Source organism: Streptomyces sp. NPDC107500 (assembly GCF_055582785.1).
This window is the reverse complement of sequence record NZ_JBVJPF010000008.1, coordinates 348299-374046: the sequence shown is the minus strand read 5'-3', so window position 1 is coordinate 374046 and position 25748 is coordinate 348299. Positions and strand designations below refer to the sequence as shown.

The window sequence follows — 25748 nt, the reverse complement described above, 5'->3', positions numbered from 1 at the left end:
GTACCTTCGTCCGACGGGCTACCACAACACACCGCCCCGGAGGGGTCCGTGGGGATCGAGAGCGACCAGGTCGTCTACGAGTATCTGAGCCGCGTCGGCGACGTGGCCCAGCAGCGGCAGCTGCCGTCGGCCGCGCGCATGCGGCTGGTCTCCGAGCTGCGCAACGAGATCGACCGGCACCGGGCCAGGACCACCGTGGACAGTCCCGCCGCCGTCCGGCGCATCCTGGACCGGCTCGGCAGCCCCGACGACCTCGTCGACGCGGCGGGCGGCACGAGCGGGGTCCGCCCGGCGCAGGTGCCGCCGCCGACCGCGGTGCCCGAGCAGCGGGACACGGACCCCCGCAAGGCGGACCCCCGCAAGGCCGAGCGCCGCAAGGGCCTGCGGCGGAACGCGCCCGAACCCGCGCCCGAACAGCCGGCCGCCTCCCCACCCCATGTGGCGAGCGCGCAGGAGCTGGGAGGCGGCGCCCGCGGTCCGCAGCCGGACTGGTGGCGGGTGGAGGGCGGCCCGTTCGGCGCCGTGGGCGACAGCGTGCCCGGGTTCGTCGGCGGGGTGGAGATCCCGGAGCTGCTCAAGCCGCCGCCGAAGCCCGAGGACGAGGCCGGGAAGAAGGACGCCACCGCCGCGAAGCCCGCCGTGGTGGAGCAGGTCGTGGAGCCGGTCCCGGCAGGGCGGACGCGGAGGCTGTTCCGCCTGGCCCGGCCCCGGCCCGAGGGCGGCTGGAACAACCCCCTGCTGCTGATCGCGGCCGGGCTTCTGGTCGTCGGCGCCGTCCTCGGCAACCTCGTCGCCCTGGGCCTGGGCTGGCTGATCGCCTACCTCTCGCGCCGCCTGACCGCGGCCCAGTCGAAGTGGGCCGTCCTGGGCCTGCCCGGCACGGTCGCCGCCGCCGGTGTGGTCTGGCTGTGGGGCCGCACGGAGGGCCGCTGGGGCGACCCGATCGCCGAGGGCCACATGAACGACGCGGTCACCGAGACCTGGCCCTGGGTCCTGCGCGGCGCCGCCGTCGCCACGGCCCTGTACCTGCTCTGGCACTCCCGCCGCCCGCGGGGCTGAACGCTCCCCGCACAAGGCGCCGGGCACGCCTCCCGGCCCCGCCGTGCGGATCGCGCGGGCCCGGTGTGCCTGGCGGCGCGGCTCGGGCGGATCGCCGGTGCCGGGACGGTGCCTTCCGCGGCCGGCCGTGGACGGGAGCGCGGCTTCGGGTCCTTCCTCTGCCCGCCTGCGGCCGGAGCGGGGGCGCCCCGGGTCGTTTCCGGCGGCCTGGCGGCCTGGCGGCCAGGGGCCCGGTCGGTGCCGTCGCGGGGACCTGCACAATGGGGGCCATGGCCTTCACCACCCGTACCGCCCCCACCGTCGGCTTCGATCTCGACATGACGCTGATCGACTCGCGGCCCGGCATCCGGGCCTGCTACCTGGCGCTGAGCGAGCGGACGGGGACGTACGTCGACGCCGACCTGGCCGTGACGCGGCTGGGGCCGCCGCTGGTGGAGGAACTGGCCAACTGGTTCCCGGCCGAGGAGATCGCCGCCACCGCCGACCTCTACCGGGAGATGTACCCGTCGTACGCGATCGAGCCGACGCTCGCGCTGCCCGGCGCCCGGGAGGCCGTCGCCGCCGTCCGCGCGGCCGGCGGGCGGACGCTCGTCGTCACCGCCAAGTACGAACCCAACGCCAAGCTGCACCTGGCGCACCTCGGCATCGAGCCGGACGCCGTGGTGGGCAACCTGTGGGCCGAACAGAAGGCCGTCGCGCTGCGCGAGCACGGCGCGGACGTCTACGTCGGCGACCACGTCGGCGACGTCCGCGGAGCCCGGGCCGCGGGCGCCCGCTCCGTGGCGGTGGCCAGCGGCCCGTGCGGTGCCGGGGAGCTGCGCGCGGCCGGCGCGGACGTGGTCCTCGCCGACCTGACCGAGTTCCCGGAGTGGCTCGCGGGCTACGGAGACGGCGAGGGCGACGGGGCGGCCGCCGCGCGGGCCTGACGGCGCCCGGCCGCGATCGACTGGAACACCCCCGCCCCGGCGATCAGGAAGCCCACGCCCATCAGCATGCTCAGGCCGAACATGTAGGTGGGAAACGGCGTCGTCCCCAGCAGCAGTGGGGCCACGGTGACCAGAGTGGCCACCGTACCGACGAAGAAGACGATCGCACCGGCGCGGATCAGTCGGTCACCGGGCGCGGCGGAATTCGATTGGGTTTGTTCACGCACTCGACCAGGGTAGTTCCCAGCCCTGGGGAACAACCGAGGGACGTCTTGTCAGCCGCCTGAAGAGCATTAGCCTTGGTACCGGCGGGTCAGGACGACCCGCCCAAGTGCTATCCAGAGCCGTTTCCACGCAGTTTTCCGAGCAATTTCCCGACGAGCACGAGGACGAGGACAGACGTGCCTACCGGCAAGGTCAAGTGGTTCAACAGCGAGAAGGGCTTCGGCTTTCTCTCCCGCGACGACGGCGGTGACGTCTTCGTGCACTCCTCGGTCCTTCCCGCCGGAGTCGAGGCGCTGAAGCCCGGCCAGCGCGTGGAGTTCGGCGTCGTCGCCGGGCAGCGCGGCGATCAGGCGCTGTCCCTGACCCTGCTGGACCCGGCCCCCTCGGTCGCGGCCGCGCAGCGCAAGAAACCCGACGAGCTGGCCTCCATCGTCCAGGACCTGACGACCCTCCTGGAGAACATCACCCCGATGCTGGAGCGGGGCCGCTATCCCGAGAAGACGGCCGGCAAGAAGATCGCCGGCCTGCTCCGGGCCGTCGCCGACCAGTTGGACGTCTGACCCCGCCCGCCCGTCAGGGGAACGCCAGCGCGTCCGGGCCGAGGGCCGGCACCAGTCCCTCGGCCGCCGCGCGCGTCAGCAGGCCCCGGATCGCCGCGTAGCCGGCCTCGCCGAGGTCGGCCGTGAACTCGTTGACGTACAGCCCGATGTGCTGGTCGGCGACGGCCGGGTCCATCTCCTGCGCGTGCTCCATGACGTAGGGCCGGGAGGCCTCCGGGTCGTCCCAGGCCGCGCGGACCGAGGCGCGGACCGCGTCGGCCAGCCCGGTCAGGGCCTCCGCGCCCAGCGACCGCCGGGCGATGATCGCGCCGAGCGGGATCGGCAGCCCGGTGGTCAGCTCCCAGTGCTCGCCCATGTCGGCGAGCTTGTGCAGCCCGTAGTTCCGGTACGTGAAGCGCGCCTCGTGGATGACCAGACCCGCGTCGACCTTCCCGTCCCGCACGGCCGGCATGATCTCGTGGAACGGCATGACCACGATCTCGCCGACCCCGCCGGGCACCGTGTCCGCCGCCCAGAGCCGGAACAGCAGGTACGCCGTCGACGTCTCGCTGGGCACCGCGACCGTGCGCCCGCGCAGGTCCGCGTCCGCCTCCCGGGTCAGCACCAGCGGCCCGCAGCCCCGGCCAAGCGCGCCGCCGCAGGGCAGCAGGGCGTACTCGTCCAGGACGTACGGCAGCACGGCGTACGACACCTTCAGTACGTCCGACTCGCCGCGTTCGGCCATGCCGTTGGTGATGTCGATGTCCGCGAACGTCACGTCGAGGGCGGGCGCGCCCGGCACCCGGCCGTGGGCGAGGGCGTCGAAGACGAAGGTGTCGTTCGGGCAGGGCGAGTACGCGATCCGCAGGGGCTCAGCGGTCGGGTCGGTCGTGTGCGTCATGTGGGTTCCAACTCCTGAGGACGGGTGCGAGCTTCCCGAAGGCGTCCGTCAGCGCCGCGAGGGCCTCGCCGATGCGCCAGGCGGCGCGGTCGCGCGGGCCGACCGGGTTGGAGACGGCGCGCAGTTCCAGTACCGGCACCCCGTGCGCGGCGGCGGCCTCGGCGACGCCGAAGCCCTCCATCGCCTCGGCCAGCGCGTCCGGGTGGCGGGCGCGCAGCAGCGCGGCGCGTTCGGCGGTGCCGGTGACGGTGGACCCGGTCAGGACGGTGCCGGGGCGGGCGCCGGTCGCGGCGGCGGTGGCGCGCACCAGGGCGGGCGGCGGGTGGTGGGTGACGGTGCCGAAGCCGAGGTCGGTGACCGGCAGGAAGCCGTCGGCGGTCTCGGCGCCCAGGTCGGCGGCGGTGATCGCGTCGGCGACGACGAGCGAGCCGACCGGAGCGTGGGGCGGGAAGCCGCCGCCGATGCCGGCCGAGACGACCAGCCCGTAGGGGGCGCCGTCGAGCGCCGCGGCGGTCAGGGCGGCGGCGGTGGAGGCGGCGGCGAGGGCGAGGCCGACCCCGGCGGCCAGCAGGTCCGGGCCGCCGCCCGGGAGGCGGTGCAGGGCCACCCCGGGACGGGACAGCTCGGCGGCCGGCTCCGGGAACGCCCGTGCCACCGCGTCCCGTTCGGCGGGGACGGCGGTGGCTACGAGAACGCGCGTGGGGGACGTGGTCAGTCGTCCTTCTTCAGCTTGAAGGACCACAGGCCGGTGGCCGCCTCGCTGTCGTCCTTGCCGTCGCCGGCCTTGATGGTGACCAGCGTGGAGTCGCCCTGGGCGCCGTACTGGGCGTTGAAGAACACGCTGCCCGGGACCGTCCGGTAGGTGTTGTCCGTGTCGTCGGTCAGCTGCTGACCGTTCATCAGGATCGTCCAGCGCTCGTCGGCGACGTCCGGGTCGACGCCGAAGCGGACCGTGTCGTCGGCGTTGACCGAGATGGACTTGACGTCGTCGTCCTGGAGGCACTTCTGGATCTCGGCGGTCTCCAGTGTGTCGCCGTGCCCGCCGCAGGCGGCCTCGGAGCTGACCGAGTCACTGCCGACCGTGACCGTGGCCATGGGCGTGGGCTTGTCACAGGCGGACAGCAGGAGCAGTCCGGCGGATACCGCGCCGGCGGCGGCGACGGCGCGGCGGCGCCGCACAGCGCCGTGTCCGAGGGCGGCAGTGCCGCGGAGCAACGTGGTCATGGGCGAAGGCTATCTGGCGCCCGCGGCCCGTCCCCCACCTGGGTACGGCGTGGCGTGATCACGCCACCCTGGGTCGGCTCGGCCCGCCGTGCCGCGCCGAGCCGACCAGACCCCGTACGGTCGTCAGCCACCCGGCGGCGATGATCGCGGCGCCCACCGACAGGCCCAGCGTGCCGTTGAGGGGCAGCACGATGCCGACCGCGCCGCCGAGCACCCAGGAGACCTGGAGCAGCGTCTCCGAGCGGGCGAAGGCCGAGGTGCGGACGAGTTCCGGCACGTCCCGCTGGATCAGCGCGTCCAGGGACAGCTTGGCCAGCGCCTGCGCGAACCCCGCGACCGCCGCCAGGCACGCCACCAGGACGGCGCTGAAGAACACCGCGGCCGTGACCGCCGCGCCCAGCACGATCGCGACCACCGTCACGATGATGATCTCCGGCGCCCGGGACCGCAGCCACGCCCCGACCGCCGTGCCCAGCGCGTTGCCCGCCCCGGCCGCGACGCCCACGATCCCCAGGGACACGGCCGCGCTCTGCCCGGACAGCGGGTGCACCCGCAGCAGGAAGGCCAGGAAGAAGATCAGGAAGCCGGTCAGGCAGCGGATGGCGGCGTTGGCGGCCAGCGCGTGCGTCACCGCCGGGCCGACCGTGCGCAGCCCCGGCCGCTTGCTCCGCTTGCGCAGCGGGCCGTGCAGGTGGTCCTCGTCGGCGGCGAGCAGTGCCCGGGCCTCGCCGCGCGCCGAGTCGACCGTGTGCGGCAGCGTGAACGACAGCACGGTGCCCGCCACGAAGATCACGAACGCGCCGTACAGCGGCCAGCGCGGGCCGACCTGCTGGAGCCCCGCCCCGATCGGCGCGGCCACACCGGTGGCGAGCAGCCCGCACAGTGTGACCCGCGAGTTCGCCTTGACCAGGGAGAAACGGGGTGGCAGCAGCCGTGGCACCACCGCGCTTCTGACCACGCCGTACGCCTTCGAGGCGACCAGCACGCCGAGCGCGGCCGGGTACATCTCGATGCTGCCGGTGATGACCGCCCCCGACAGCACCAGCGCGAGCAGCGCCCGCGCGGCCATCGCGCACGCCATCGCCGCGCGGCGACCGTGCGGCACCCGGTCCAGGAGCGGGCCGATCACGGGCGCGAGCAGCGTGAACGGCGCCATGGTGATGGCCAGGTACAGCGCGACCCGGCCGCGCGCCTCGTCGGTGGGGACGGAGAAGAAGACGGTGGAGGCCAGGGCGACGGTGATCATGACGTCCCCGGCGCCGTTCACCCCGTGCAGCTCGATCAGTTTGCCGAGGCCCGACTCGCCGGCCCCGTGCGCGTGCGTCGCTTTCCGGATACCGCGCGCGGTCCCGGTCACCGGAAGGCGAAGAGCGCGGCCGAGCGCGCGGAACCGCGGGCCGGGGCCACGCCTCCGGCCCCCGCCCTTGAACTCCGTCCGTGCGGCTGCCACCCCGTCATAGTGCCCCGAGAGCGGGGGCTATAGCGTCCCATCGGCACGGATGGCGGTGATCGAGTCGGGTGACACCGACGCCGGGGCCGGGCGGGAAGAGCGGACCGTACCCCGCCGAAACTCCCGTCGGTGTAGGCCCAGCGCACATGAACAGGTAGCGTGCTTAGCGCGCCGTGGCGAACGTTCTCGGCCGCGCGCCTCACGGCCATCCCGCAGAATGGATGACGTAGGTGTGCCCGAGCGCGATCGGGCGCGGACGTCGACGCGGTCCACAGGTCCGCTCCGTCCGCCCCTCGCAGGCAGCGGCGCACTCGTGAGACGGCGTATGGAGAGAAGCGATACCTGTGAGCGCAGCGACAACGCGAAGCCGCACCCCTGACCGCCTGTGCGCCGAGGCCCTCGACCTCGCCCGCGCCGCAGCCGAGGAGGCCGCCGCCCCCGGCGTCGTCGGCGAGCACGAGGGCCTGGTGTCGGAGGGCGACCGGGTCGTCACCCACTACTTCGCCTGCAAGGAGATGGGCTACCGCGGCTGGCGCTGGGCCGTGACCGTGGCCCGTGCCTCCCGCGCCAAGATCGTCACAGTGGACGAGGCGGTGCTGCTGCCCGGCCCCGACGCGCTGCTCGCCCCCGAGTGGGTGCCGTGGAGCGAGCGGCTGCGGCCCGGCGACATGGGCCCCGGGGATCTGCTGCCCACCGACGCGGAGGACCTGCGTCTGGAGCCGGGCTGGAGCGGCGAGGACGAGCCGCCGCCGAACTCCGCCGTCTCCCACGAGATGGCGGAACTGGTCGAGGCCGAGGACGCGGAGGTGACCGCCGGACCGCCCGCCGAGCTGACCACCGTGCCGGCCCGCGGCACCATCTCGGCGGTCGCCGAGGAACTGGGCCTGCGCCGCACCCGGGTCCTGTCCCGGTACGGGCTGCACGTCGCCGCCGACCGCTGGGAGGACGGCTACGGCCCGAAGACGGCGATGGCCCAGGCGGCCCCCGCGTCCTGCGTCAGCTGCGGCTTCCTGGCCCGGATCGGCGGCTCGCTCGGGCAGGCCTTCGGGGTGTGCGCCAACGAGTTCTCCCCGGCGGACGGGCACGTGGTGTCGCTGGCCTACGGGTGCGGCGGGCACTCCGAGGCGGCGGTCATGCCGAAGCCGCCGCGGGTGGCTCCGCCGGTGATCGACGAGACGCGGGTGGATCCGTTCCCGCTGCGGCCGGCGTCGGACTCGGGGTCCGTCTCCCTGGCGGAGGACGAGGCGTCGGCGGAGCTGGGGCATTCGTAGGCTGCCTCCTCGGCGGGTGGGTCGGTGCGGGTCCGTCGTGGCTCGCCTCCCCGGGGGCTGCGCCCCCGGACCCCCCGTCGGCCTTGACGGCCTCGTCCTCAAACGCCGGACGGGCTGAAATGACGCGGCCGGGCTGGATGGCGCCCCTCGGCCATATGACGGCGCCCGAGCGGGATGGTGGCGGCCGGGCCGGAGGAATCCCGGGCCGGTGAGGAAGTCTCCTCGCGGTACCTTCGTGGTCCGTCGATGAGGAGAGTCACCGTGAGCATGTTCGTGCAGCCTGCCGCCGAAGGGGCCGATCCGTTCGGTACGGGACGTCTTCGGCGCGGGGTGCTGGACGCCTGGGCGACGAGCCCGGCCCGGTTCCGTGAGGACGCCAACGCCGAGGAGGACCTCGTCCTCGGCGGCTACCGCGACCGGCTGGTCGTCGAGCTGGCGCAGAACGCCGCCGACGCCGCCGCCCGGTCCGGCGTGCCGGGGCGGCTCCGGCTGACCCTGCGCGACGGCGTCCTCGTCGCCGCCAACACCGGCGCCCCGCTCGACGAGACCGGCGTCGAGTCGCTGTCCACGCTGCGCGCCTCCGCCAAGCGCGACGCCGGGGACAGCGCCGTCGGCCGGTTCGGGGTCGGCTTCGCCGCCGTCCTGGCCGTCACCGACGAGCCCGCCGTCGTCAGCCGGCACGGCGGGGTCCGCTGGTCCCTGGCCGAGGCCCGCGACCTGGCCGCCGACACCGCCGCGCACAGCCCCGGCCTGGGCGACGAGATCCGGCGGCGCGACGGGCACGTACCGCTGCTGCGGCTGCCGTTCTCCGCCGAGGGCAGCGCCCCCGGCCCGTACGACACGGCCGTCATCCTCCCGCTGCGCGACACGGCCGCCGCCGACCTCGCCGAACGGCTCCTGCACGCCGTGGACGACGCCCTGCTGCTCGCCCTGCCGGGCCTGGCGGAGGTCGTGGTCGAGGTCGCGGACGACGTCCGCACGCTGTCCCGCCGCACCGAGGGCGCCCTCACCGTCGTCGAGGACTCCCGCGAGGGCACCACCCGCTGGCGCACCGCCGCCGCGCACGGCCCGCTCACCCCCGACCTGCTCGCAGACCGGCCGGTCGAGGAGCGGCTGCGCCCGCACTGGTCCGTGACCTGGGCGGTGCCGGTCGACGCGGACGGCGCCCCGGCGCGGCCCCGCACCAGCCCCGTGGTGCACGCGCCCACCCCCAGCGACGAGCCGCTCGGCGTGCCCGCCCTGCTCATCGCCTCCTTCCCGCTGGACTCCACCCGCCGGCACGCCGCGCCCGGCCCGCTGACCGGTTTCCTGACCGAGCGGGCCGCCGACGCCTACGCCGGGCTGCTGGCCGACTGGCGCCCGGTCACCGCCGTTCTCATCGACCTCGTTCCCGGCCCGCTGGGCAAGGGGGAGCTGGACGGCGCGCTGCGTCAGGCGATCCTCGAACGGCTGCCCCGCACCGCCTTCCTCCCGCCCGCCACGGAACCCGGCGACGATCCCGACCTGCCCGAGTCCCTGCGCCCGCGCGACGCCGAGGTGGTGGAGGGCGCCGGCGCCGACACGGTGCGGGTCCTCGCCGAGGTGCTGCCGACCCTGCTGCCCGCCGGGCTCGAACGCCGGGTGGAGCTGCGCACGCTCGGCGTCGCCCGGGTGCCGCTGACCGACGCGATCGACCGGCTGGCCGGCCTGGAGAAGGACCCGGGCTGGTGGCACCGGCTCTACGACAGCCTCGCCGGCGTCGATCCCGACCGGCTCTCGGGGCTGCCGGTACCGCTGGCCGGGGGCGCCTCCCAGGGCTTCGGGACGGGAGCGGTGCGGACCACCATCGGGCCCCGGCAGGTGCTGCTGCCGTCCCCGGAGGCCGCCTCCCTGGACCCGGAGGTGCTCACCCGGCTCGGCCTGAAGATCGCCCATCCGGACGCCGCCCATCCGCTCCTGGAGAAGCTCGGCGCCCTCCCGGCGACCCCGCGCGCCGTGCTCACCACCCCGCAGGTCCGGGCCGCCGTGGCCGCCTCGCTGGAGGACGACGGCGGCGCGAACTGGGAGGAGGACGCCCTCGACGCCGAGGAACTGGCCGACACCGTCCTCGGCCTGGTCCGCGACGCCGGACTCGACGCCGGGGACGAGCCCTGGCTGGGCGCGCTCGCCCTGCCCGACGAGGACGGCGAACTCTCCCCGGCGGGCGAACTCGTCTTTCCCGCCGGCCCGTTCGCGCGGGTCATGCGCGAGGACGAGGTCGCCGCCGTGGACGCCGAGCTGGCCGAGAAGTGGGGGGAGGACGCGCTGGCCGCCTGCGGTGTGCTCGTCACCTTCGCCCTCGTCCGCGCCACCGACGTCGTCCTCGACCCGGACGAACTGGAGCCCCGCGAGGGGGACTTCGCCGAACCCGACGACGCCGGGCTGCTGGACGCCGTGGACGTGTGGAGCGAGGACGTCCTGGACCGCTTCCCCGACACGCCCGTCCCGCCGGTCGCCACCGAGATCGTCGCCGTGCGCGACCTGGACCTGGTGGACGACGACCGGTGGCCCGAGGCCCTCGCCCTGCTGTCCCGGCCGCCCCTGCGCGACGCGCTCGTCCAGCCGGTCCGCGTGCTGCTGCCCGACGGCACCCACGAGGTCGTACGGCCGTACACCGCGTGGTGGCTGCGCGGGCACCCGGTGCTCGGCGGACGGCGCCCGGCCGGACTGCGCGCGGCGGGCTCCGACCCGCTGCTGCGGGGCCTGTACGACGAGGCCGACGCCTCCGGCTTCGAGGACGAGCAGGTGCTGCGGGCGCTGGGCGTACGCACCTCGGTCGCAGCCCTCCTCGACGAGCCCGGCGGCGCCGCCGAACTCCTCGACCGCCTCGCCGACTCCGACCGCCCGGTCACGGCCGCCCAACTGCACGCCCTGTACGGCGCGCTGGCCGAACTGGACCCGGAGCAGGTCACCCTGCCGGACGACGTGCGGGCCGTGGTCGACGGCGAGGTGCGCGTGGTGGACGCCGCCGACGCGGTCGTGGTCGACTCGCCGGACCTGCTGCCCTTCACCTCGGGTGTGCCGCTGTTGCCGGTACGGCCGGCCCGGGCCGCCGAGCTGGCGGAGCTGTTCCAGGTGCGGCGGCTGAGCGAGTCCGTCACCGGGCACGTCGACTCCGAGGGCACCGAGCACGACGTGCCGGAGCCGGTGCGGGTGCTGCTCGGGGCGCGGACCCCGGCGTCGTACGTGGAGCACGGGGAGCTGGTCGTCGACGGTGTGGAGATCGACTGGCGGCTGACCGACGACGGGGCGTTGCACGCGGCGACGCTGGAGGGAGTCGCCGCGGGGCTGGCCTGGGCGGCGGGTCAGTGGCCGCGGCGGTTCGAGGTCGCGGCCCTGCTGGAGGACGAGTCCCGCACGGAGGAGCTGGCCAGGGACCGCTGGTTCGACTGACGGTTCCGGACCAGCCGGGGGCGCGGTGGGCGCCCCGCAGGGGCGCGGGGAACTGCGCGACCAGCCACGACGGCGGGGTGGCGGGCAGAGACCGTCACACGGGGAAGCGGCGGTCCACCCACCGCCACACGAGCTCCAGCACCGCCGCTCCGGCCACCGCCACGCCGACGGCAGTCCACGGCATCGTCATGCCTACGAGCTTCAGGGCGAAGAAGTCCTGGAGCCACGGGACCGCCAGGACCACCAGGAAGGCCGCACCCATCGTCGCGACCAGCAGGACGCGCCACCACGTGTAGGGGCGGGCGATGATCGCCAGTACCCACATCGAGATCAGGAACAGCGTCAGCGTCGCCGCGCTCGTCTCCGCGTCCAGGGCGCCCGGGCCGCTGTAGTGGTGGCGCGCGACCAGGTACGTCACGAAGGTCGCCGCGCCCGCCACCACGCCGCCCGGGACGGCGTACCGCATCACCCGCCGGACGAAGTGGGGCCTGGCGCGCTCCTTGTTGGGGGCCAGGGCGAGGAAGAAGGCGGGGACGCCGATGGTGAGGGTGGAGAGCAGGGTCAGGTGCCGGGGCAGGAACGGGTACTCGACCTGCGAGCAGACCACCAGGATCGCCAGCAGCACCGAGTAGACGGTCTTCACCAGGAACAGGGTCGCGACCCGGGTGATGTTGCCGATGACCCGGCGGCCCTCGGCGACCACCGACGGCAGCGTGGCGAAGCTGTTGTTGAGCAGCACGATCTGCGCCACCGCCCGGGTCGCCTCCGAGCCGGAGCCCATCGCCACGCCGATGTCGGCGTCCTTGAGCGCGAGGACGTCGTTGACGCCGTCGCCGGTCATCGCGACCGTGTGGCCGTGCGACTGGAGGGCGCCCACCATGTCCCGCTTCTGCTGCGGGGTGACGCGGCCGAAGACCGTGCCGTCGTCCAGCGCCCCGGCCATCTCCTCCCGGTCGGCGGGCAGCCGGCGGGCGTCGACGGTGGCGCCGGACAGGCCGAGCTTGGCGGCGACCGCGCCCACGGACACCGCGTTGTCGCCGGAGATCACCTTGGCGCGGACGTCCTGCTCGGCGAAGTAGCGCAGGGTGTCGGCGGCGTCCGGGCGCAGCCGCTGCTCCAGGACGACCAGGGCGGTGGGCGCGACGTCCTCGGCGACGGCGGGGTCGGTCAGGGCGCGGGAGGCGCGGGCGAGGAGGAGGACCCGCAGGCCCTGTTCGTTGAGGCGCCCGGTCTCGGCGAGGGCGGGGTCGTCCTCGGCCAGCAGCACGTCCGGCGCCCCCAGCAGCCACGTGCCCGAGGCGCCGTCGGGCCCGCTGAACGCGGCGCCGCCGTACTTGCGGGCGGAGGAGAAGGGCAGGGCGTCGGTGCGGTGCCACTCGCCGTTCGCCGGGTAGGCCTCGATGACGGCCCGGAGCGAGGCGTTCGGGCGCGGGTCGGCCGCGCCGAGGGCACCGAGCACCGTGCGGACGTACGCCTCGTCGGCGCCGTCGAGGACGCGCAGGCCGGTGACGTCCATGCCGCCCTCGGTGAGGGTGCCGGTCTTGTCCAGGCAGACGGTGTCGACGCGGGCCAGGCCCTCGATGGCGGGCAGTTCCTGGACGAGGCACTGCTTGCGGCCGAGCCGGACGACGCCGATCGCGAAGGCGACGGAGGTGAGCAGGACCAGGCCCTCGGGGACCATCGGGACGATGCCGCCGACGGTGCGCGCGATCGAGTCGTCCAGCTCGTTGTCCTTGGCGAGCAGCTGGCTGAGGATCAGGCCGAGAGCGGTCGGGACCATCATCCACGTGACGTACTTGAGGATCGTGGAGATGCCGGAGCGCAGCTCGGACTGGACCAGGGTGAAGCGGCTGGCCTCCTCGGCGAGCTGTGCGGCGTAAGCCTCCCGGCCGACCTTGGTCGCCTGGAAGGCACCGCCGCCCGCGACCACGAAGCTGCCGGACATCACCGGGTCGCCGGGCCGCTTGACGACCGGGTCGGCCTCGCCGGTCAGCAGCGACTCGTCGACCTCCAGACCGTCGGCCTCGACCACCACGCCGTCGACGACGACCTTGTCGCCGGGCCCGGTCTCGATGACGTCGTCCAGCACGATCCCCGAGGTGCTGATCTCGGTGGCCGTCCCGTCCCTGCGCACGGTCGGCCGTGCCTCGCCGATCAGGGCGAGCGAGTCGAGGGTCTTCTTGGCCCGCCACTCCTGGACGATGCCGATGCCGGTGTTGGCGAGGATCACGAAGCCGAAGAGGCTGTCCTGGATGGGGGCGACGACCAGCATGATCACCCAGAGCACGCCGATGATCGCGTTGAACCGGGTGAAGACGTTGGCGCGCACGATGTCGGCGACCGAGCGGCTGCTGCGCACCGGTACGTCGTTGACCTGGCCGCGGTCGGTCCGTTCGGCGACCTCGGCCGCCGTCAGCCCGGTCGCCGGCGTGCGGGCGGGACCCGGGTGCGCGGGGTCGAGCCGGTCGTCGGCGTCGAGATGCGTCATGGGCTCGACGGTACGTGCGGTTCTGGCGCTTCACCGGCTGAAATCGGCGAATATCCGACCTGGGGAGGACGGGGCGGTCCGGCCGGTGATGCCCTGGTACTACGCGTCGTCCCGCGCCGCCCGCCGCAGGGCGGCCTCGCGGCCCCGGACGTACCAGATGCCGATCAGGCCGAGGCCGGCTCCGGCCAGGCAGGTCCACACCCACCAGGTGTGGCCGTGGTCGTCGAACCAGCCGTAGAACGGGAGCTGCGCCAGGAAGAGGACGAACCACAGGACGGTGCCGCCGACGATGGTCGGAACCACGGGGCCCTCCAGGGGCTCCGGTGCCTCGTGCGTGGGTGTCCACTTCTTCATGCGTACAGCTTACGAGGAGCGGGCGAACGGGTTGTCGGCGCGGCGTCCTCGGTGTCTACGCGCGGAGATAGCGATCTCGGGCTCATACGTTCATACTGAACCCGTTTGTCTCTGACCACTTTCTTTCGTAGAAAACTCCAAGCGCAGAAACACCGACAAGGCCGTGGGGGAACCTGCTGTTGGTGATGAGGTCTCCGCATGCCCACCTCGGCCTCCGCCAAGGTCCCCCCGTCCCCCGAGTCGCCGGAGGACCGGCGGCCCCCGCAGAACGGCCTCGACCGCTACTTCAAGATCTCGGAGCGCGGCAGCACCCTGCCCCGTGAGATCCGCGGCGGCTTCGCCACCTTCTTCGCGATGGCGTACATCATCGTGCTGAACCCGATCATCCTGGGCAGCGCGAAGGACATGTACGGCAACCAGCTCGACAACGGTCAGCTGGTCACCGCCACCGCGCTCACCGCCGCGTTCACCACGCTGCTGATGGGCGTCATCGGCAACGTCCCGATCGCGCTGGCCGCCGGTCTCGGCGTGAACTCCGTCGTCGCCCTCCAGCTCGCCCCGCGGATGTCCTGGCCGGACGCCATGGGCATGGTCGTGCTGGCCGGCTTCGTCGTCATGGTGCTGGTCGCCACCGGCCTGCGCGAGCGCGTGATGAGCGCCGTGCCCTACGGCCTGCGCAAGGCCATCGCCATCGGTATCGGCCTCTTCATCATGCTGATCGGCCTGGTCGACTCCGGGTTCGTCACCCGGATGCCCGACGCCGCGCAGACCACCGTCCCGCTCCAGCTGGGCACCGGCGGCCACCTGGAGGGCTGGCCGGTTCTGGTCTTCGTCCTCGGCGTGCTGCTGACCCTCGCGCTGATCGTCCGCAAGACCCCCGGCGCCATCCTGATCTCGATCGTCGTGATGACCGTGGTCGCGGTGATCATCAACGCGATCGCCGACATCCCCTCCTGGGGTCTGACCACGCCGGAGTGGCCGGGCAACCCCGTCGCCACGCCCGACTTCGGGCTGGTCGGCGAGGTCAGCCTGTTCGGCGGGTTCGAGAAGGTCGGTGCCCTGACCGGCGTGCTGTTCGTCTTCACCGTGCTGCTGTCGTGCTTCTTCGACGCCATGGGCACGATCATGGGCGTGAGCGACGAGGCCAAGCTGACCGACGGCGAGGGCCAGATGCCGGGCATCAACAAGGTCCTGTTCGTGGACGGCATCGCGGTCGCCGCGGGCGGCGCCAGCTCCGCCTCGGCCACCACCTGCTTCGTGGAGTCCACGGCCGGCGTCGGCGAGGGCGCCCGCACCGGCTTCGCGAACATCGTCACGGGCGGGCTCTTCGCCCTGGCGCTGTTCCTCACCCCGGTCGCCACCATGGTCCCCTCGCAGGCGGCCACCCCGGCGCTGGTGGCGGTCGGCTTCCTGATCCTGGCCGGCTCGGTCCGGGAGATCGACTGGTCGGACTTCACGATCGCCGTCCCGGCCTTCGTGACGATGCTGATGATGCCGTTCACGTACTCGATCACCAACGGCATCGGCATGGGCTTCATCACCTTCTCGGTGCTGCGCCTGGCGGCCGGACGGGGCCGCGAGGTCCCGGTCACGATGTACGTGGTGTCGGCGGTCTTCGCCTTCTACTACCTGATGCCGGCCCTCGGCCTGACCTGACCGGCGGGGCTCAGGTGACCCCGTAGAACCGTTCCGTCTCCTCCACGGCGGACTGGAACCGCTCGTCGAAGTCATCCCGAATGAGCGTCCGGACGACATAGTCCTGGACGCTCATTCCCCTTTTCGCCGCATGGTGCCGGAGCCGTTCGAGCAGCTCCCCGTCCATCCGCAGGCTGAGCACGCTGGTCCCCATGCGGTCGAGGGTCGCCCCCGCCCGCCGGGTGATGCGCCGATTTCCGGAAACGACTCACTCGTACGGGTGAATCGCGGGTTTCGGTGGCGTGCGTCACGGGCACGCGGGCGCATGTGCGGTGGTATTTCGCGAGACTAATGAGTTAGGCTAAGGAACATGCCGGACCTCAAGCATGGCGACGACGCCGCCGCCGTGAACTCCCTGCGCTCCGCCGTGATGCGGTTGTCCCGTCGGCTCAAGCACCAGCGGGTCGACGAGTCGCTCAGCCCGACCGAGATGTCGGTGCTCGGCACCCTGTCGCTCTGCGGCAGCGCGACCCCGGGTGAACTCGCCCGCAAGGAACACGTCCAGCCGCCCTCGATGACCCGCATCGTGGCGCTGCTGGAGGCGAAGGGACTGGTCCGTCTCGAGCCGCATCCCGAGGACCGGCGGCAGAAGGTCGTGACGCAGACCGAGCAGGCCGTGGTGATGCTCGAGGAAAGCCGCCGCAAGCGGAACGCGTTCCTGGCCACGCTGGTCGAGGGACTCGACGAGGACGAGTGGGCGAAACTGCGCGCCGCCGCCCCCGTGCTGGAGAAGCTCGCCCACAAGTAAGCAGTTCTCGCGAGGAGGCGAACCCTTTTGAGTACGGGATCCGGAGCAGCTTCCGCCCCCGCACCTGACGGCCACGACGACCCGACCGCCCACGACACCCCCCGCACGTCCCGGACCTCGATGTTCGCCTCCCTGAAGGTCAGGAACTACCGCCTGTTCTTCATGGGTCAGGTCGTCTCCAACATCGGCACCTGGATGCAGCGCATCGCCCAGGACTGGCTGGTGCTCAGCCTCACCGGCTCCTCGGCGGCCGTCGGCATCACCACCGCCCTCCAGTTCCTGCCGATGCTCCTCTTCGGCCTCTACGGCGGCGTCCTCGTCGACCGCCTGCGCAAGCGCCCCACGCTGCTGGTCACCCAGTCCGCGATGGCCCTGACCGCGCTCTTCCTCGCCGTCCTCACCCTGACCGGCCACGTCCAGGTCTGGCACGTGTACGTCGCCGCCTTCGCGATGGGCCTGGCGACCGTGGTCGACAACCCGGCGCGGCAGTCCTTCGTCTCCGAGCTGGTCGGCCGGGACCAGCTCCAGAACGCGGTCAGCCTCAACTCGGCGAACTTCCAGTCCGCCCGGCTGGTCGGCCCCGCCGTCGCCGGCCTCATGATCACCGGAGTGGGCACCGGCTGGGCGTTCCTCGCCAACGGCCTCTCCTTCGTCGCGCCGCTCAGCTGCCTGCTGCTGATGCGCGCCCGCGACCTGCACGCCGTCCAGCGCGCCCCGCGCGGCAAGGGACAGCTGCGCGAGGGCCTGCGCTACGTCGCCGGACGCCCTGAGCTGATCTGGACCATCACCCTGGTCGGCTTCATCGGTACCTTCGGCTTCAACTTCCCGGTGTTCCTGTCCGCCTTCGCCGACGACGTCTTCGACGCGGGCGCCGGGGCGTACAGCCTCTTCAACACCCTCATGGCCGTCGGCTCGCTGGCGGGCGCCCTGCTCGCCGCCCGGCGCGGCACCACCCGGCTGCGGGTCCTGATCGCGGCTGCGGTGGCCTTCGGCGCGCTGGAGATCGTGGCGGCGACGGCACCGGGGCTGTGGCTCTTCGCCCTGCTCATGGTCCCGATCGGCGTGTTCAGCATGACGGTCAACGTCACCGCCAACACCAGCATCCAGATGTCCACCGACCCGGCCATGCGGGGCCGCGTCATGGCCCTGTACATGATGGTCTTCCTCGGCGGCTCCCCGGTCGGCGCCCCGATCGTCGGCTGGGTCACCGACACCTACGGCGCCCGGGTCGGCTTCGCCGCGGGCGGCGCGGTGGCCGCCACCGCCGCGATCGCCATCGGCCTGGTCCTGGCCCGCGTCGGCAACCTCCGCCTCTCGGTCGGCTGGCACCGCGGCCACCCGCAGGTGCGGTTCGTCCCGCGGGAGCGGCGGGAGGCGCTGGCGCCGGCGGCGTGACCGCCTGCCGGGTCAGTCGCGGGGGAAGTCGTTGCAGACTGTGGCCCATGAGACTCTTCGCCGCCGTCCTGCCCCCCGAGGACGTCACCGCCGCCCTCTCCGTCGAGGTGGACGCGCTGCGGAGGCTGCCTGGGGCGGACGGGCTGCGGTGGACCGGGCGGACCGGGTGGCACTTCACGCTCGCGTTCTACGGGGAAGTGGACGACGCACTCGTGCCGGAGCTGTCGGCCCGGCTGGAGCGGGCCGCGCGCCGCACCGAACCCTTCGGGCTGGCGCTGCGCGGCGGCGGGCACTTCGGGCACGGGCGGGCCCTGTGGGTGGGGGCGGAGGGTGACCTCGCGACGCTGCGGCTGCTCGCCGAGCGGGCGGAGTCGGCGGGGCGCAAGGCGGGCGTCCCGCCGGGGGAGCACCGGCGTTACAAGCCCCACCTGACGCTGGCCCGCAGCCGGGCGGCGCACGACGTACGGCCCCACCTCGCGGCGCTGGACGGCTTCACCGGCCCGGCCTGGACCGTGACGGAGCTGGTCCTGGTCCGCAGCCGGCTGCCGAAGTCCGGCGTGCCGGGGGAGCAGCCCCGTTACGAGGCGGTCGGCCGCAGTCCGCTCGGCGCCTCCGGTTAGGCTCACAGGCGTGGACCCGAAGACCCGTAACCGGATCATGGCCGGTGTACTCGTGCTGATGCTCGTGGTGGTGGCGGTGGCGGCGGCGCTGGGCTGACCGGCCGCCGCCCCGCTCACCCCGCTACCAGGCGAACGCCTCCGGGGACGGCCCCGGACCCGGGAAGATCTCGTCAAGACCGGCCAGCAGCTCGTCCGACAGCTCCAGCTCGACGGCCCGCAGCGCCGAGTCGAGCTGCTCGGCGGTGCGCGGACCGACGATCGGGCCGGTCACGCCGGGCCGGGTCAGCAGCCAGGCCAGGGCCGCCTCGCCGGGTGCGACGCCGTGCTTGTCGAGCAGGTCCTCGTAGGCCTGGATCCGCGCCCGGCCCGCCGGGTCGGCCAGGGTGTCGGCGGCCCGCCCGGAGGCCCGCCGTCGGCCCTGCACCTCCTTCTTGAGCACGCCGCCGAGCAGCCCGCCGTGCAGCGGCGACCAGGGGATGACCCCGAGGCCGTACTCCTGCGCGGCCGGGATCACCTCCATCTCGGCCCGGCGCTCGGCCAGGTTGTACAGGCACTGCTCGCTGACCAGGCCGATGGTGCCGCCGCGCCGGGCGGCGGTCTCGTTGGCCTGGGCGATCTTGTACCCGGGGAAGTTCGACGACCCCGCGTACAGCACCTTGCCCTGCTGGACCAGGACGTCGATCGCCTGCCAGATCTCGTCGAAGCCGGTGGCGCGGTCGACGTGGTGGAACTGGTACAGGTCGATGTGGTCCGTGCGCAGCCGCTTGAGGCTGGCGTCGACCGCCCGCCGGATGTTCACGGCGGACAGCTTGTCGTGGTTGGGCCACGCCTCGCCGTCGGCGGCCATGTTGCCGTACACCTTGGTGGCGAGGACGGTCCGGTCGCGCCGGTCGCCGCCCTTCGCGAACCAGTTGCCGATGATCTCCTCGGTACGGCCCTTGTTCTCGCCCCAGCCGTACACGTTGGCGGTGTCGAAGAAGTTCAGACCGGCGTCCAGCGCCGCGTCCATGATGGCGTGGCTGTCGGCCTCGTCGGTCTGCGGACCGAAGTTCATGGTCCCGAGGACGAGCCTGCTGACCTTGAGTCCTGTGCGTCCCAGCTGCGTGTACTCCATGGTTCCCAGCCAACGACTTGGAGTGCGCTCCAGGCAAGTGATCTCAGCCGTCCCGGTCGCGCAGTGCCGCCCGGGCGGGGAGCGTCACGGAGAGCAGGCCGAGGGACACCACGACCGCGGCGAACGCGGCGTACAGCAGCGGCGGGACGTGCGGCGGCTCGCCCGTCAGGCCGCGCATCATCGGGGTCAGCGTGATCATGGCGATGGCGGTGCCCAGCGCCACGCCCGCCACCGACACCAGCAGCGACTCCCAGCGGAGCATGCGCAGCACCTGGCGGCGGGTGGAGCCGACGAGGCGGAGCGCGGTCAGTTCGCGGCGCCGGTCGAGGACCGTCATCACCAGGGTGTTGACGGCGGCGACGGCGGCGAAGCCGCCCAGGACGGCGGCCATCGTGTAGTTGGCCCAGGCGCCGAGTTCACGCTCGACGTTCCGCGCGAGGGCGTAGCCCGAGGCGTCGGTGACCTCGCCGAGCGCGGTGAGGTCACCGGCCTCGCCGCCGCTCACCAGCAGCGTGCTGTCGAAGGCCGAGGTGACGTGGCCGGCCAGGGAGGCGCGGTCCATGGTCACCGCCGCCAGGCCCAGGCCGCGGCCGTAGACCGCGACGACTTCCGGGCGGGCCCGGGTGCCGTCGGGGAGGTAGAGCGGCAGGGCGTCGCCGACCTCGACGTCCGCCGCGTCGGCGAGCGTCCTGTCGACCGCGATCCGGCCCGCACCCACGCGGTCCAGGCTGCCGCTGCGGACGTCGAGGTCCTGGACCTCGGCGAGCTGGGCGCCGGAGCCCGAGATGCCCTGGGCCGCCGACGCCTGGAGCGACGTCTCGCCGCCGCCCCGGACGGGGACCAGCACCTGGGTGTCCAGCAGGCTCACCGCCGCTTCGACGCCGGGGGCGCGGGCGGCCCGGCCGGCGGCGTCGGCGGGCAGCCCCGCCGGGTCGGTGACGACGTGGTCGGCGGTGAGGCCGGCGCGGAGCTGGTCCTCGGCGGTGCGGCTCTCGCTCGTGTGCATGAAGACCAGCGTCGAGGCGAAGGCCATCGCCATCACGATCGGGGTGAGCGCGGACGCCAGCCGGCGGGCGTTGGTGCGGGAGTTGGCGGCGGCCAGCGCGGCCGGGGCGCCGCCGCCGCGCAGCAGCAGGCCGAAGAGCGCGGCGCACAGCCGGGCCAGCACGGGGCCGAGCAGGGCGACGGCCAGCATGAAGAGCATGATCACGCCGAGGGAGGCGTTGGCCGCGTCGCCACCGGCGGCGGAGGCGGCGAAGCCGGCGAGGACCGCCGCGCCGGCCAGGGCGCCCAGCCCGAGGACGGTACGGACGACGCCCGGCCGCAGCCGCTCCACCGAGGCCTCGGCGAGCGCCTGCCCCGGCTTGATCCTCGCGGGCCTGCGCCCGGCCGCCCAGCCCGCGCCGAGCGCCGTGAGCAGCCCGGCACCGACGGCGGCGACAAGCGGGATCCACGAGACGTGCAGCTCGACCGCCTCCGGAATCGCCCCGCGGTCCTTCAACTGCCCGAACCACCAGTTCGCCAGCGCGATCCCCGGCAGGCAGCCGAGCAGCCCGGCGAGCGGCGCGACGAGCAGTGCCTCGGTGGCGACCGCGCGGCGGATCTGCCGCGGGGTGGCGCCGACGGCGCGCAGCAGCGCGAACTCGCGGCCGCGCTGGCCGACGGAGAGGGCGACGGTCCCGGCCGCGGTGAAGACGGCGACCAGGGTGGCGACGCCGCCGAAGGAGCCGCCGAGTCCGGTGAGGGTCTCCTTGGCGTGCGCCAGGCCGTGGTCCTCGACCTCGCCGCGGTCGTCGCCGGTGCGGACCAGCGCGTCGGAGCCGGCCAGGGACTTCCCGACGGCCGCGGCGAGGGCGTCCGTGCCGGTGCCTTCCTCGGCGAGTACGGCGATGGCGTCGGCCTTTCCGGGATGTCCGGCCAGCACGGGTGCCTCGGTGTCGGCGAACCAGGCGGTGGCACCGCCACCGGCCCTCGCGCCGGTCGCCGCGGTGTCGCCCGGCCCGGCCTCGGCCAGCCCGGAGACCCGGAATCCGGCGCGTCCGGCGGCCGTTTCGAGCGCGACGGAGTCGCCCACGCCCGCCTTCGCGGTACGGGCCGCGGTGGCGTCGAGCACCACCTCGCCCGCGCCGGGTGCGGCGCCCTCGGTCAGCGCGGTGCCGGTGAAGGCGTGCGAGCCCCAGCCGTGACCGGTGAGCCCCGCGCCACCGGCACCCGCGCCCTGCCGCACCGGGAAGGTGAAGTCCGGCACCGCGGCCGCGGCCCCCGGCGCCCGGGCGGCCTTCGCGGCGAGCCCCGTGTCCACGCGGGCGGTGTCCGGCAGCGGGAACGCGCTCTCCTCCGGGCCGTCGACGGTGTCGGCGACGAGGCGCGCGGACTGGTCGGCCGCCGCGACCACCGGGGCGTTCGCGTACCGCTCGGCCGGCACCGAGGCGCGGACGCCGCTCTCCAGCAGGACGCCGCAGGCCGTGACGATCAGCGCCGACATCATCAGCGCGACGAACGTGCCCGCGAACGAGGCGGGTTTGAAGCGCACGGCCGCGCGCGCGAGGCCGTTCGGGGCGAGGCTCCTCATGCCGCCACCTCGGCCATCACGTCCGTACGGGCGGTGAGCGCCGCCATGCGTGCCGCGATCCGCTCCGCCGACCCGTGCTCCAGGCTGCCGGCGAACCCGCCGTCGGCGAGGAAGAGCACGCGGTCGGCCCAGGCCGCCGCGGCCGGGTCGTGGGTGACCATGACGACGGTGGCGCCGAGGGCGTCCACCGCGTGCCGGAGCAGGCCGAGGACCTCGCTCGCGGTGCCGGTGTCGAGGGCGCCGGTGGGCTCGTCGGCGAAGACCACGTCGGGGGTGGTGACCAGGGCGCGGGCGACGGCCACGCGCTGCTGCTGGCCGCCGGAGAGTTCGCCGGGGCGGCGCCGTGCCTTGTCGGCCAGCCCGACCTGGGCGAGTACGGCGGCCGCGCGGCGCCGGTCCTGGCGGTGTCCGGCGAGGCGCAGGGGGAGCAGGACGTTCTGCTCCACGGTCAGCGACGGCAGCAGGTTGAACGCCTGGAAGACGAAGCCGAGCCGGCTGCGGCGCAGCTCGGTCAGCTCGTTCTCGCTCATGCCGGTGATCTCCGTACCGCCGAGGCGCACGGATCCCGCCGACGGCCGGTCGAGGCCGGCCGCGCACTGGAGGAAGGTGGACTTGCCGGACCCGGACGGTCCCATCACCGCGGTGAACGTGGCGCGCGGGAGGGCGAGATCGATGCCCGCGAGCGCGTGCACGGTGCCCGCGCCCCGCCCGTACTGCCGCCGGACACCGCGCAGTTCGACGGCCAGTCCCGGCGTCCCGGCCGGGACCTCCGGCCGGTCGTCCGCCTTCCGCCGCTTGCCGCCGCGTAGCCTCATGGTCCTTCTCTCCCTCGTCCGTGCACTGTTTCGACGGGATGGAGAGTGCGGCTTCGGTTGCGCCCCGGGCGTCATACCGGGGAGCCAATGTGGGGGTGCTACCGGGGTAGGGGGTGGCGGAGGAGGGAGCGAGGAGGGGAACGCAACCTGCCGGGGGTCACTCGCCCGGCGCCACCAGCCCCGATTCGTAGGCGAAGACCACCGCCTGGGCGCGGTCGCGCAGGTCGAGCTTGGTGAGGACGCGGCTCACGTGGGTCTTCACGGTCTGCTCGGCCAGGACCAGCGTCTGGGCGATCTCCGTGTTGGACCGGCCGCGGGCCACCAGGGTGAGGACCTCGGTCTCGCGCTCCGTGAGGGCCTTCAGGCGCAGCGCGGGCCTGCCCCGGGTGGCGGGGCGCTGCCGGGCGAAGTCCGCGATCAGGCGGCGCGTCACCGAGGGGGCGAGCAGTGCGTCGCCCGAGGCCACGACGCGTACCGCCGCGATGAGGTCGGCGGGCGGCGCGTCCTTCAGCAGGAAGCCGCTCGCGCCGGCCCGCAGCGCCTCGTACACGTAGTCGTCGACGTCGAAGGTGGTCAGCATCAGGACGCGCGGCCGGTGGGTCACGCCGGGTGGGGGCGACAGGAGGCGGCGCGCGGCCTCCAGGCCGTCCATCTCGGGCATGCGGACGTCCATCAGCACGACGTCGGGCCGGGTGCGCCGGCTCAGCTCGACGCCCTGTGCGCCGTCGGGCGCCTCGCCCACCACGTCGATGTCGGCCTGCGCGGCCAGCAGTGCGGCGAAACCGGCCCGCACCATGGCCTGGTCGTCGACGATCACGACGCGCGTGGTCATGTGAAGTCCTCTTCGGTCAGGGGGAGTCGGGTCCGGTCAGGGGGAGTCGGGTCCGGTCAGGGGAATTCGGGTCCGGTCAGGGGGAGTCGGGCGGCGATCCGGAACCCGCCGTCCGGCAGCGGCCCCACGTCGAGGGTGCCGCCGATGATGCGTACCCGCTCGCGCATGCCGACCAGGCCGTGCCCGGTGCCGCCCACCTCGAGCGGCGCGGCGGGCGGCTTCGGCGGCGGCCCGTTGACGACCAGGACGGTGAGATGGTCCCCGCCGTCCGCGACCGGCGCCGACACCGACAGCGACACCCGCGTCGCGGCGCCCGGCGCGTGCCGTACGACGTTCGCGAGGGCCTCCTGGACGATCCGGTACGCCGAGAGGCCCACCGCCTCCGGCACCTCGGCGTCGCAGGGGGTGAACTCCACCGGCCCGACGGTCCTCGCCGTCGCCTCCACCAGCTGCGCGATCTGCGGGAGACCCGGCTGGGGCACCAGCTCGCCGTGCGCCTCCTCGTTGCGCAGCACGCCGAGGAGCCGTCGCATCTCGCCGAGCGACTCCCGCGCGGTCGCCGCGATGGAGGTGAACTCCTCCCGCACGTCCGGCGGCAGCGTCGCGAGGCGGTACTCCGCGGTGTCCGCCTGCACCGTGATGACGGACATGTGGTGCGCCACCACGTCGTGCAGCTCGCGCGCGATGCGGGCACGTTCCTCCAGCAGGGTCCGCCGTTCCCGCTCGGCCTCGCTGATCGTCTCCTGCTCGGCCAGCCTGCGCTGCACCTCGTGCCGCTCGCGCAGCACACCGCCCAGCAGGAGCGCGACGCCCCCGAGGATGGTGAGCAACAGGCCCTTGGCGCCGAAGCCGTGGGGCGCCGCGAAGCCCAGGCCGACGTTGGCGGCCGCCGTCGCCAGCCACACCAGCAGCAGGGTCCGGCGCCGCTCGCGCAGGCCCAGGGCGAGGCACAGGCCGATGTACCCGACGATCGCCATGGGCGGGAACGGCCACGGGAGGCGCGCTTCGAAGTCGACGGTGAGCAGGGCCAGCGCCCCGGCCACGTCCGCGGCGAAGATCACGAACCAGGCCCGCAGCGGGTGTGCGACGGCGAGCAGCAGCGGCGCCGCCTGCGCGACGGCCAGCGCGCTCGCGGGGCCGCCGCCCAGACCGTAGTCGGCGGTGAGGACCACGATGGTGGTGGGCAGCAGGGCGACGGACAGCACGAACGCCACGGCCCACGGCAGTAGCCGTACCCACCAGCGCGAAGCCCCCGCGAGCAGCGCGCGAGGGCGACCCTCCTCGACTGAGGTCATGGGCGCCAGCCTATGTGCGGGTCGGGGGCGCGGCGTCACCCTGGGGAGCCAGGTCGTAGTGATACCCCGGTAGGGGGTGGGGCCGGGTGACCGCGGCGGTCTGCGCGGTGGTCTACGCGGCGGCGGAGTAGGGCCCGCCGAGACCCCACCCCTCGTCCATCGCCTCGGCGAACGCCGCCGCGATCCGGTGCTCGCCGCTCTCGTTCGGGTGGGTGCCGTCGTACGTGTCCGCGTGGAACTCGTACTCCGCGGGCGGCGGGACGAGCAGCAGGGAGGAGCGCGGTTCGTCGAGGTCGGCGAGGGTCTTGGCGAGGAGTTCGTTGAAGCGGTGGACCTGCCCGGCGAAGGTGGGGTCCGCGTCCACCCGGATGTTGTGCAGCACCGGCATCACGGCCACGCGCACGCGCGGGTTGGCCGAGCGGGCCTCGGCGACGAAGGCGCGGGCGTTGTCGGCGGTCTGCTCCGCGTTGGTGTAGAAGCCGAGGTCGATCAGGCCCAGGGAGACCAGGAGCACGTCCGCGCGGTACTCCCGTACCGTCTCGGCGATCAGCGGCGTCATGTGGTGCCAGCCCTCGCCCCAGCCGGCCAGGTGGGCGCGGGGGAAGGCGGGTTCGGCGTAGGCGTGCGAGGTGGGGGCGTCCGTCACCTGGTCGTGCAGCGTCTCGCGCGGGCCGACGCAGGTGAAGGGGCGGCCGTACGTGGCGCACAGGTGCTGCCACAGCCGGTAGCGCCACGTGTGTTCGCCGGCGCTTCCGATCGTCATGGAGTCACCGACGAACATGAACCTGAGCATCCGCTCATCATGGACGATCGG

At 74.0% G+C, this 25748-nt stretch carries 23 protein-coding genes; 9 read left to right on the top strand and 14 right to left on the bottom strand.

Annotated elements, in window-relative coordinates; all coding sequences use genetic code 11:
* The first annotated feature begins 48 nt into the window (after positions 1-48).
* Positions 49-1059: a hypothetical protein gene (locus tag ACZ67M_RS30920; RefSeq protein WP_469853710.1), complete on the top strand. Its 1011-nt coding sequence runs from the start codon at positions 49-51 to the stop codon at positions 1057-1059.
* A 269-nt stretch (positions 1060-1328) separates the two neighbouring features.
* Positions 1329-1985, top strand: coding sequence for an HAD family hydrolase (locus tag ACZ67M_RS30915; RefSeq protein ID WP_392102484.1), 657 nt, complete (start codon positions 1329-1331; stop codon positions 1983-1985).
* Here ACZ67M_RS30915 and ACZ67M_RS30910 read toward each other — a convergent pair.
* The gene (locus tag ACZ67M_RS30910) at positions 1940-2212 is read right to left on the bottom strand and encodes a hypothetical protein (RefSeq protein WP_307013243.1); all 273 of its coding nucleotides are present in this window, start codon (positions 2210-2212) and stop codon (positions 1940-1942) included. The genes ACZ67M_RS30915 and ACZ67M_RS30910 overlap by 46 nt on opposite strands.
* 174 nt (positions 2213-2386) lie before the next feature.
* On the opposite strand from ACZ67M_RS30910, the gene ACZ67M_RS30905 reads away from it, so the two are divergent.
* Positions 2387-2770 (top strand): cold-shock protein, encoded by a 384-nt coding sequence (locus ACZ67M_RS30905; RefSeq protein ID WP_053132946.1) that lies wholly within the window; start codon positions 2387-2389, stop codon positions 2768-2770.
* A gap of 13 nt (positions 2771-2783) precedes the next feature.
* Here ACZ67M_RS30905 and ACZ67M_RS30900 read toward each other — a convergent pair whose 3' ends face one another.
* Genes ACZ67M_RS30900 through ACZ67M_RS30885 form a run of 4 tightly spaced genes read right to left on the bottom strand, consistent with a single transcriptional unit; the run spans position 2784 to position 6324 of the window.
* Positions 2784-3650, bottom strand: coding sequence for a 1,4-dihydroxy-6-naphthoate synthase (locus ACZ67M_RS30900; RefSeq protein ID WP_392015808.1), 867 nt, complete (start codon positions 3648-3650; stop codon positions 2784-2786).
* Positions 3622-4392: a futalosine hydrolase gene (locus ACZ67M_RS30895; RefSeq protein ID WP_469853709.1), complete on the bottom strand. Its 771-nt coding sequence runs from the start codon at positions 4390-4392 to the stop codon at positions 3622-3624. The genes ACZ67M_RS30900 and ACZ67M_RS30895 overlap by 29 nt, the downstream gene beginning before the upstream one ends.
* Entirely contained in the window at positions 4362-4874 is a 513-nt protein-coding gene (locus ACZ67M_RS30890; RefSeq protein WP_361357371.1) for a DUF2771 domain-containing protein, read from the bottom strand. The genes ACZ67M_RS30895 and ACZ67M_RS30890 overlap by 31 nt, the downstream gene beginning before the upstream one ends.
* Before the next feature lie 58 nt (positions 4875-4932).
* A complete protein-coding gene (locus ACZ67M_RS30885; RefSeq protein ID WP_361357373.1) occupies positions 4933-6324 on the bottom strand; it encodes an MFS transporter in 1392 nt (463 codons plus the stop codon).
* A 344-nt stretch (positions 6325-6668) separates the two neighbouring features.
* Between ACZ67M_RS30885 and ACZ67M_RS30880 the strand changes: the two genes are divergently transcribed.
* Entirely contained in the window at positions 6669-7595 is a 927-nt protein-coding gene (locus tag ACZ67M_RS30880) for a DUF3027 domain-containing protein (RefSeq protein ID WP_361357376.1), read from the top strand.
* Positions 7596-7856: 261 nt separating this feature from the next.
* Positions 7857-11006, top strand: coding sequence for a sacsin N-terminal ATP-binding-like domain-containing protein (locus ACZ67M_RS30875; protein WP_469853708.1), 3150 nt, complete (start codon positions 7857-7859; stop codon positions 11004-11006).
* A 94-nt stretch (positions 11007-11100) separates the two neighbouring features.
* On the opposite strand, the gene ACZ67M_RS30870 is transcribed toward ACZ67M_RS30875, so the two are convergent.
* Both ACZ67M_RS30870 and ACZ67M_RS30865 read right to left on the bottom strand, forming a co-directional pair.
* Positions 11101-13494: an HAD-IC family P-type ATPase gene (locus ACZ67M_RS30870; protein WP_469853707.1), complete on the bottom strand. Its 2394-nt coding sequence runs from the start codon at positions 13492-13494 to the stop codon at positions 11101-11103.
* Positions 13495-13593: 99 nt separating this feature from the next.
* Complete coding sequence (locus ACZ67M_RS30865) at positions 13594-13848, bottom strand: DUF2530 domain-containing protein (protein ID WP_122619637.1); 255 nt, start codon at positions 13846-13848, stop codon at positions 13594-13596.
* Positions 13849-14046: 198 nt separating this feature from the next.
* Here ACZ67M_RS30865 and ACZ67M_RS30860 point away from each other — a divergent pair, with 198 nt between their 5' ends.
* Entirely contained in the window at positions 14047-15504 is a 1458-nt protein-coding gene (locus ACZ67M_RS30860) for an NCS2 family permease (protein WP_361357385.1), read from the top strand.
* Between the two features lie 10 nt (positions 15505-15514).
* Here the strand turns inward: ACZ67M_RS30860 and ACZ67M_RS30855 are convergent, their stop codons facing one another.
* On the bottom strand, positions 15515-15697 hold the full coding sequence (locus tag ACZ67M_RS30855; protein WP_064728497.1) for a ribbon-helix-helix protein, CopG family: 183 nt from the start codon (positions 15695-15697) through the stop codon (positions 15515-15517).
* A gap of 156 nt (positions 15698-15853) precedes the next feature.
* On the opposite strand from ACZ67M_RS30855, the gene ACZ67M_RS30850 reads away from it, so the two are divergent.
* From ACZ67M_RS30850 to thpR, 3 genes are read left to right on the top strand one after another with little or no spacing between them, the layout of a single operon-like run.
* Entirely contained in the window at positions 15854-16291 is a 438-nt protein-coding gene (locus tag ACZ67M_RS30850) for a MarR family winged helix-turn-helix transcriptional regulator (protein WP_114527826.1), read from the top strand.
* A 27-nt stretch (positions 16292-16318) separates the two neighbouring features.
* On the top strand, positions 16319-17686 hold the full coding sequence (locus tag ACZ67M_RS30845; protein ID WP_469853706.1) for an MFS transporter: 1368 nt from the start codon (positions 16319-16321) through the stop codon (positions 17684-17686).
* A 47-nt stretch (positions 17687-17733) separates the two neighbouring features.
* A complete protein-coding gene (gene thpR / locus ACZ67M_RS30840; protein WP_469853705.1) occupies positions 17734-18306 on the top strand; it encodes an RNA 2',3'-cyclic phosphodiesterase in 573 nt (190 codons plus the stop codon).
* Positions 18307-18427: 121 nt separating this feature from the next.
* On the opposite strand, the gene ACZ67M_RS30835 is transcribed toward thpR, so the two are convergent.
* From ACZ67M_RS30835 to ACZ67M_RS30810, 6 genes are all read right to left on the bottom strand, one after another.
* Positions 18428-19420: an aldo/keto reductase gene (locus tag ACZ67M_RS30835; protein WP_469853704.1), complete on the bottom strand. Its 993-nt coding sequence runs from the start codon at positions 19418-19420 to the stop codon at positions 18428-18430.
* A gap of 43 nt (positions 19421-19463) precedes the next feature.
* Positions 19464-21992: an ABC transporter permease gene (locus tag ACZ67M_RS30830; protein WP_469853703.1), complete on the bottom strand. Its 2529-nt coding sequence runs from the start codon at positions 21990-21992 to the stop codon at positions 19464-19466.
* A complete protein-coding gene (locus ACZ67M_RS30825) occupies positions 21989-22807 on the bottom strand; it encodes an ABC transporter ATP-binding protein (protein ID WP_469853702.1) in 819 nt (272 codons plus the stop codon). Before ACZ67M_RS30825 ends, ACZ67M_RS30830 begins: the two co-directional genes overlap by 4 nt.
* Positions 22808-22964: 157 nt before the next feature.
* A complete protein-coding gene (locus ACZ67M_RS30820) occupies positions 22965-23639 on the bottom strand; it encodes a response regulator transcription factor (protein ID WP_361357403.1) in 675 nt (224 codons plus the stop codon).
* A 56-nt stretch (positions 23640-23695) separates the two neighbouring features.
* Entirely contained in the window at positions 23696-24934 is a 1239-nt protein-coding gene (locus ACZ67M_RS30815; protein WP_361357406.1) for a sensor histidine kinase, read from the bottom strand.
* 112 nt (positions 24935-25046) lie between these two features.
* Positions 25047-25727, bottom strand: a complete 681-nt coding sequence (locus ACZ67M_RS30810) for a GDSL-type esterase/lipase family protein (protein WP_469853701.1) — start codon at positions 25725-25727, stop codon at positions 25047-25049.
* Positions 25728-25748 lie beyond the last annotated feature (21 nt).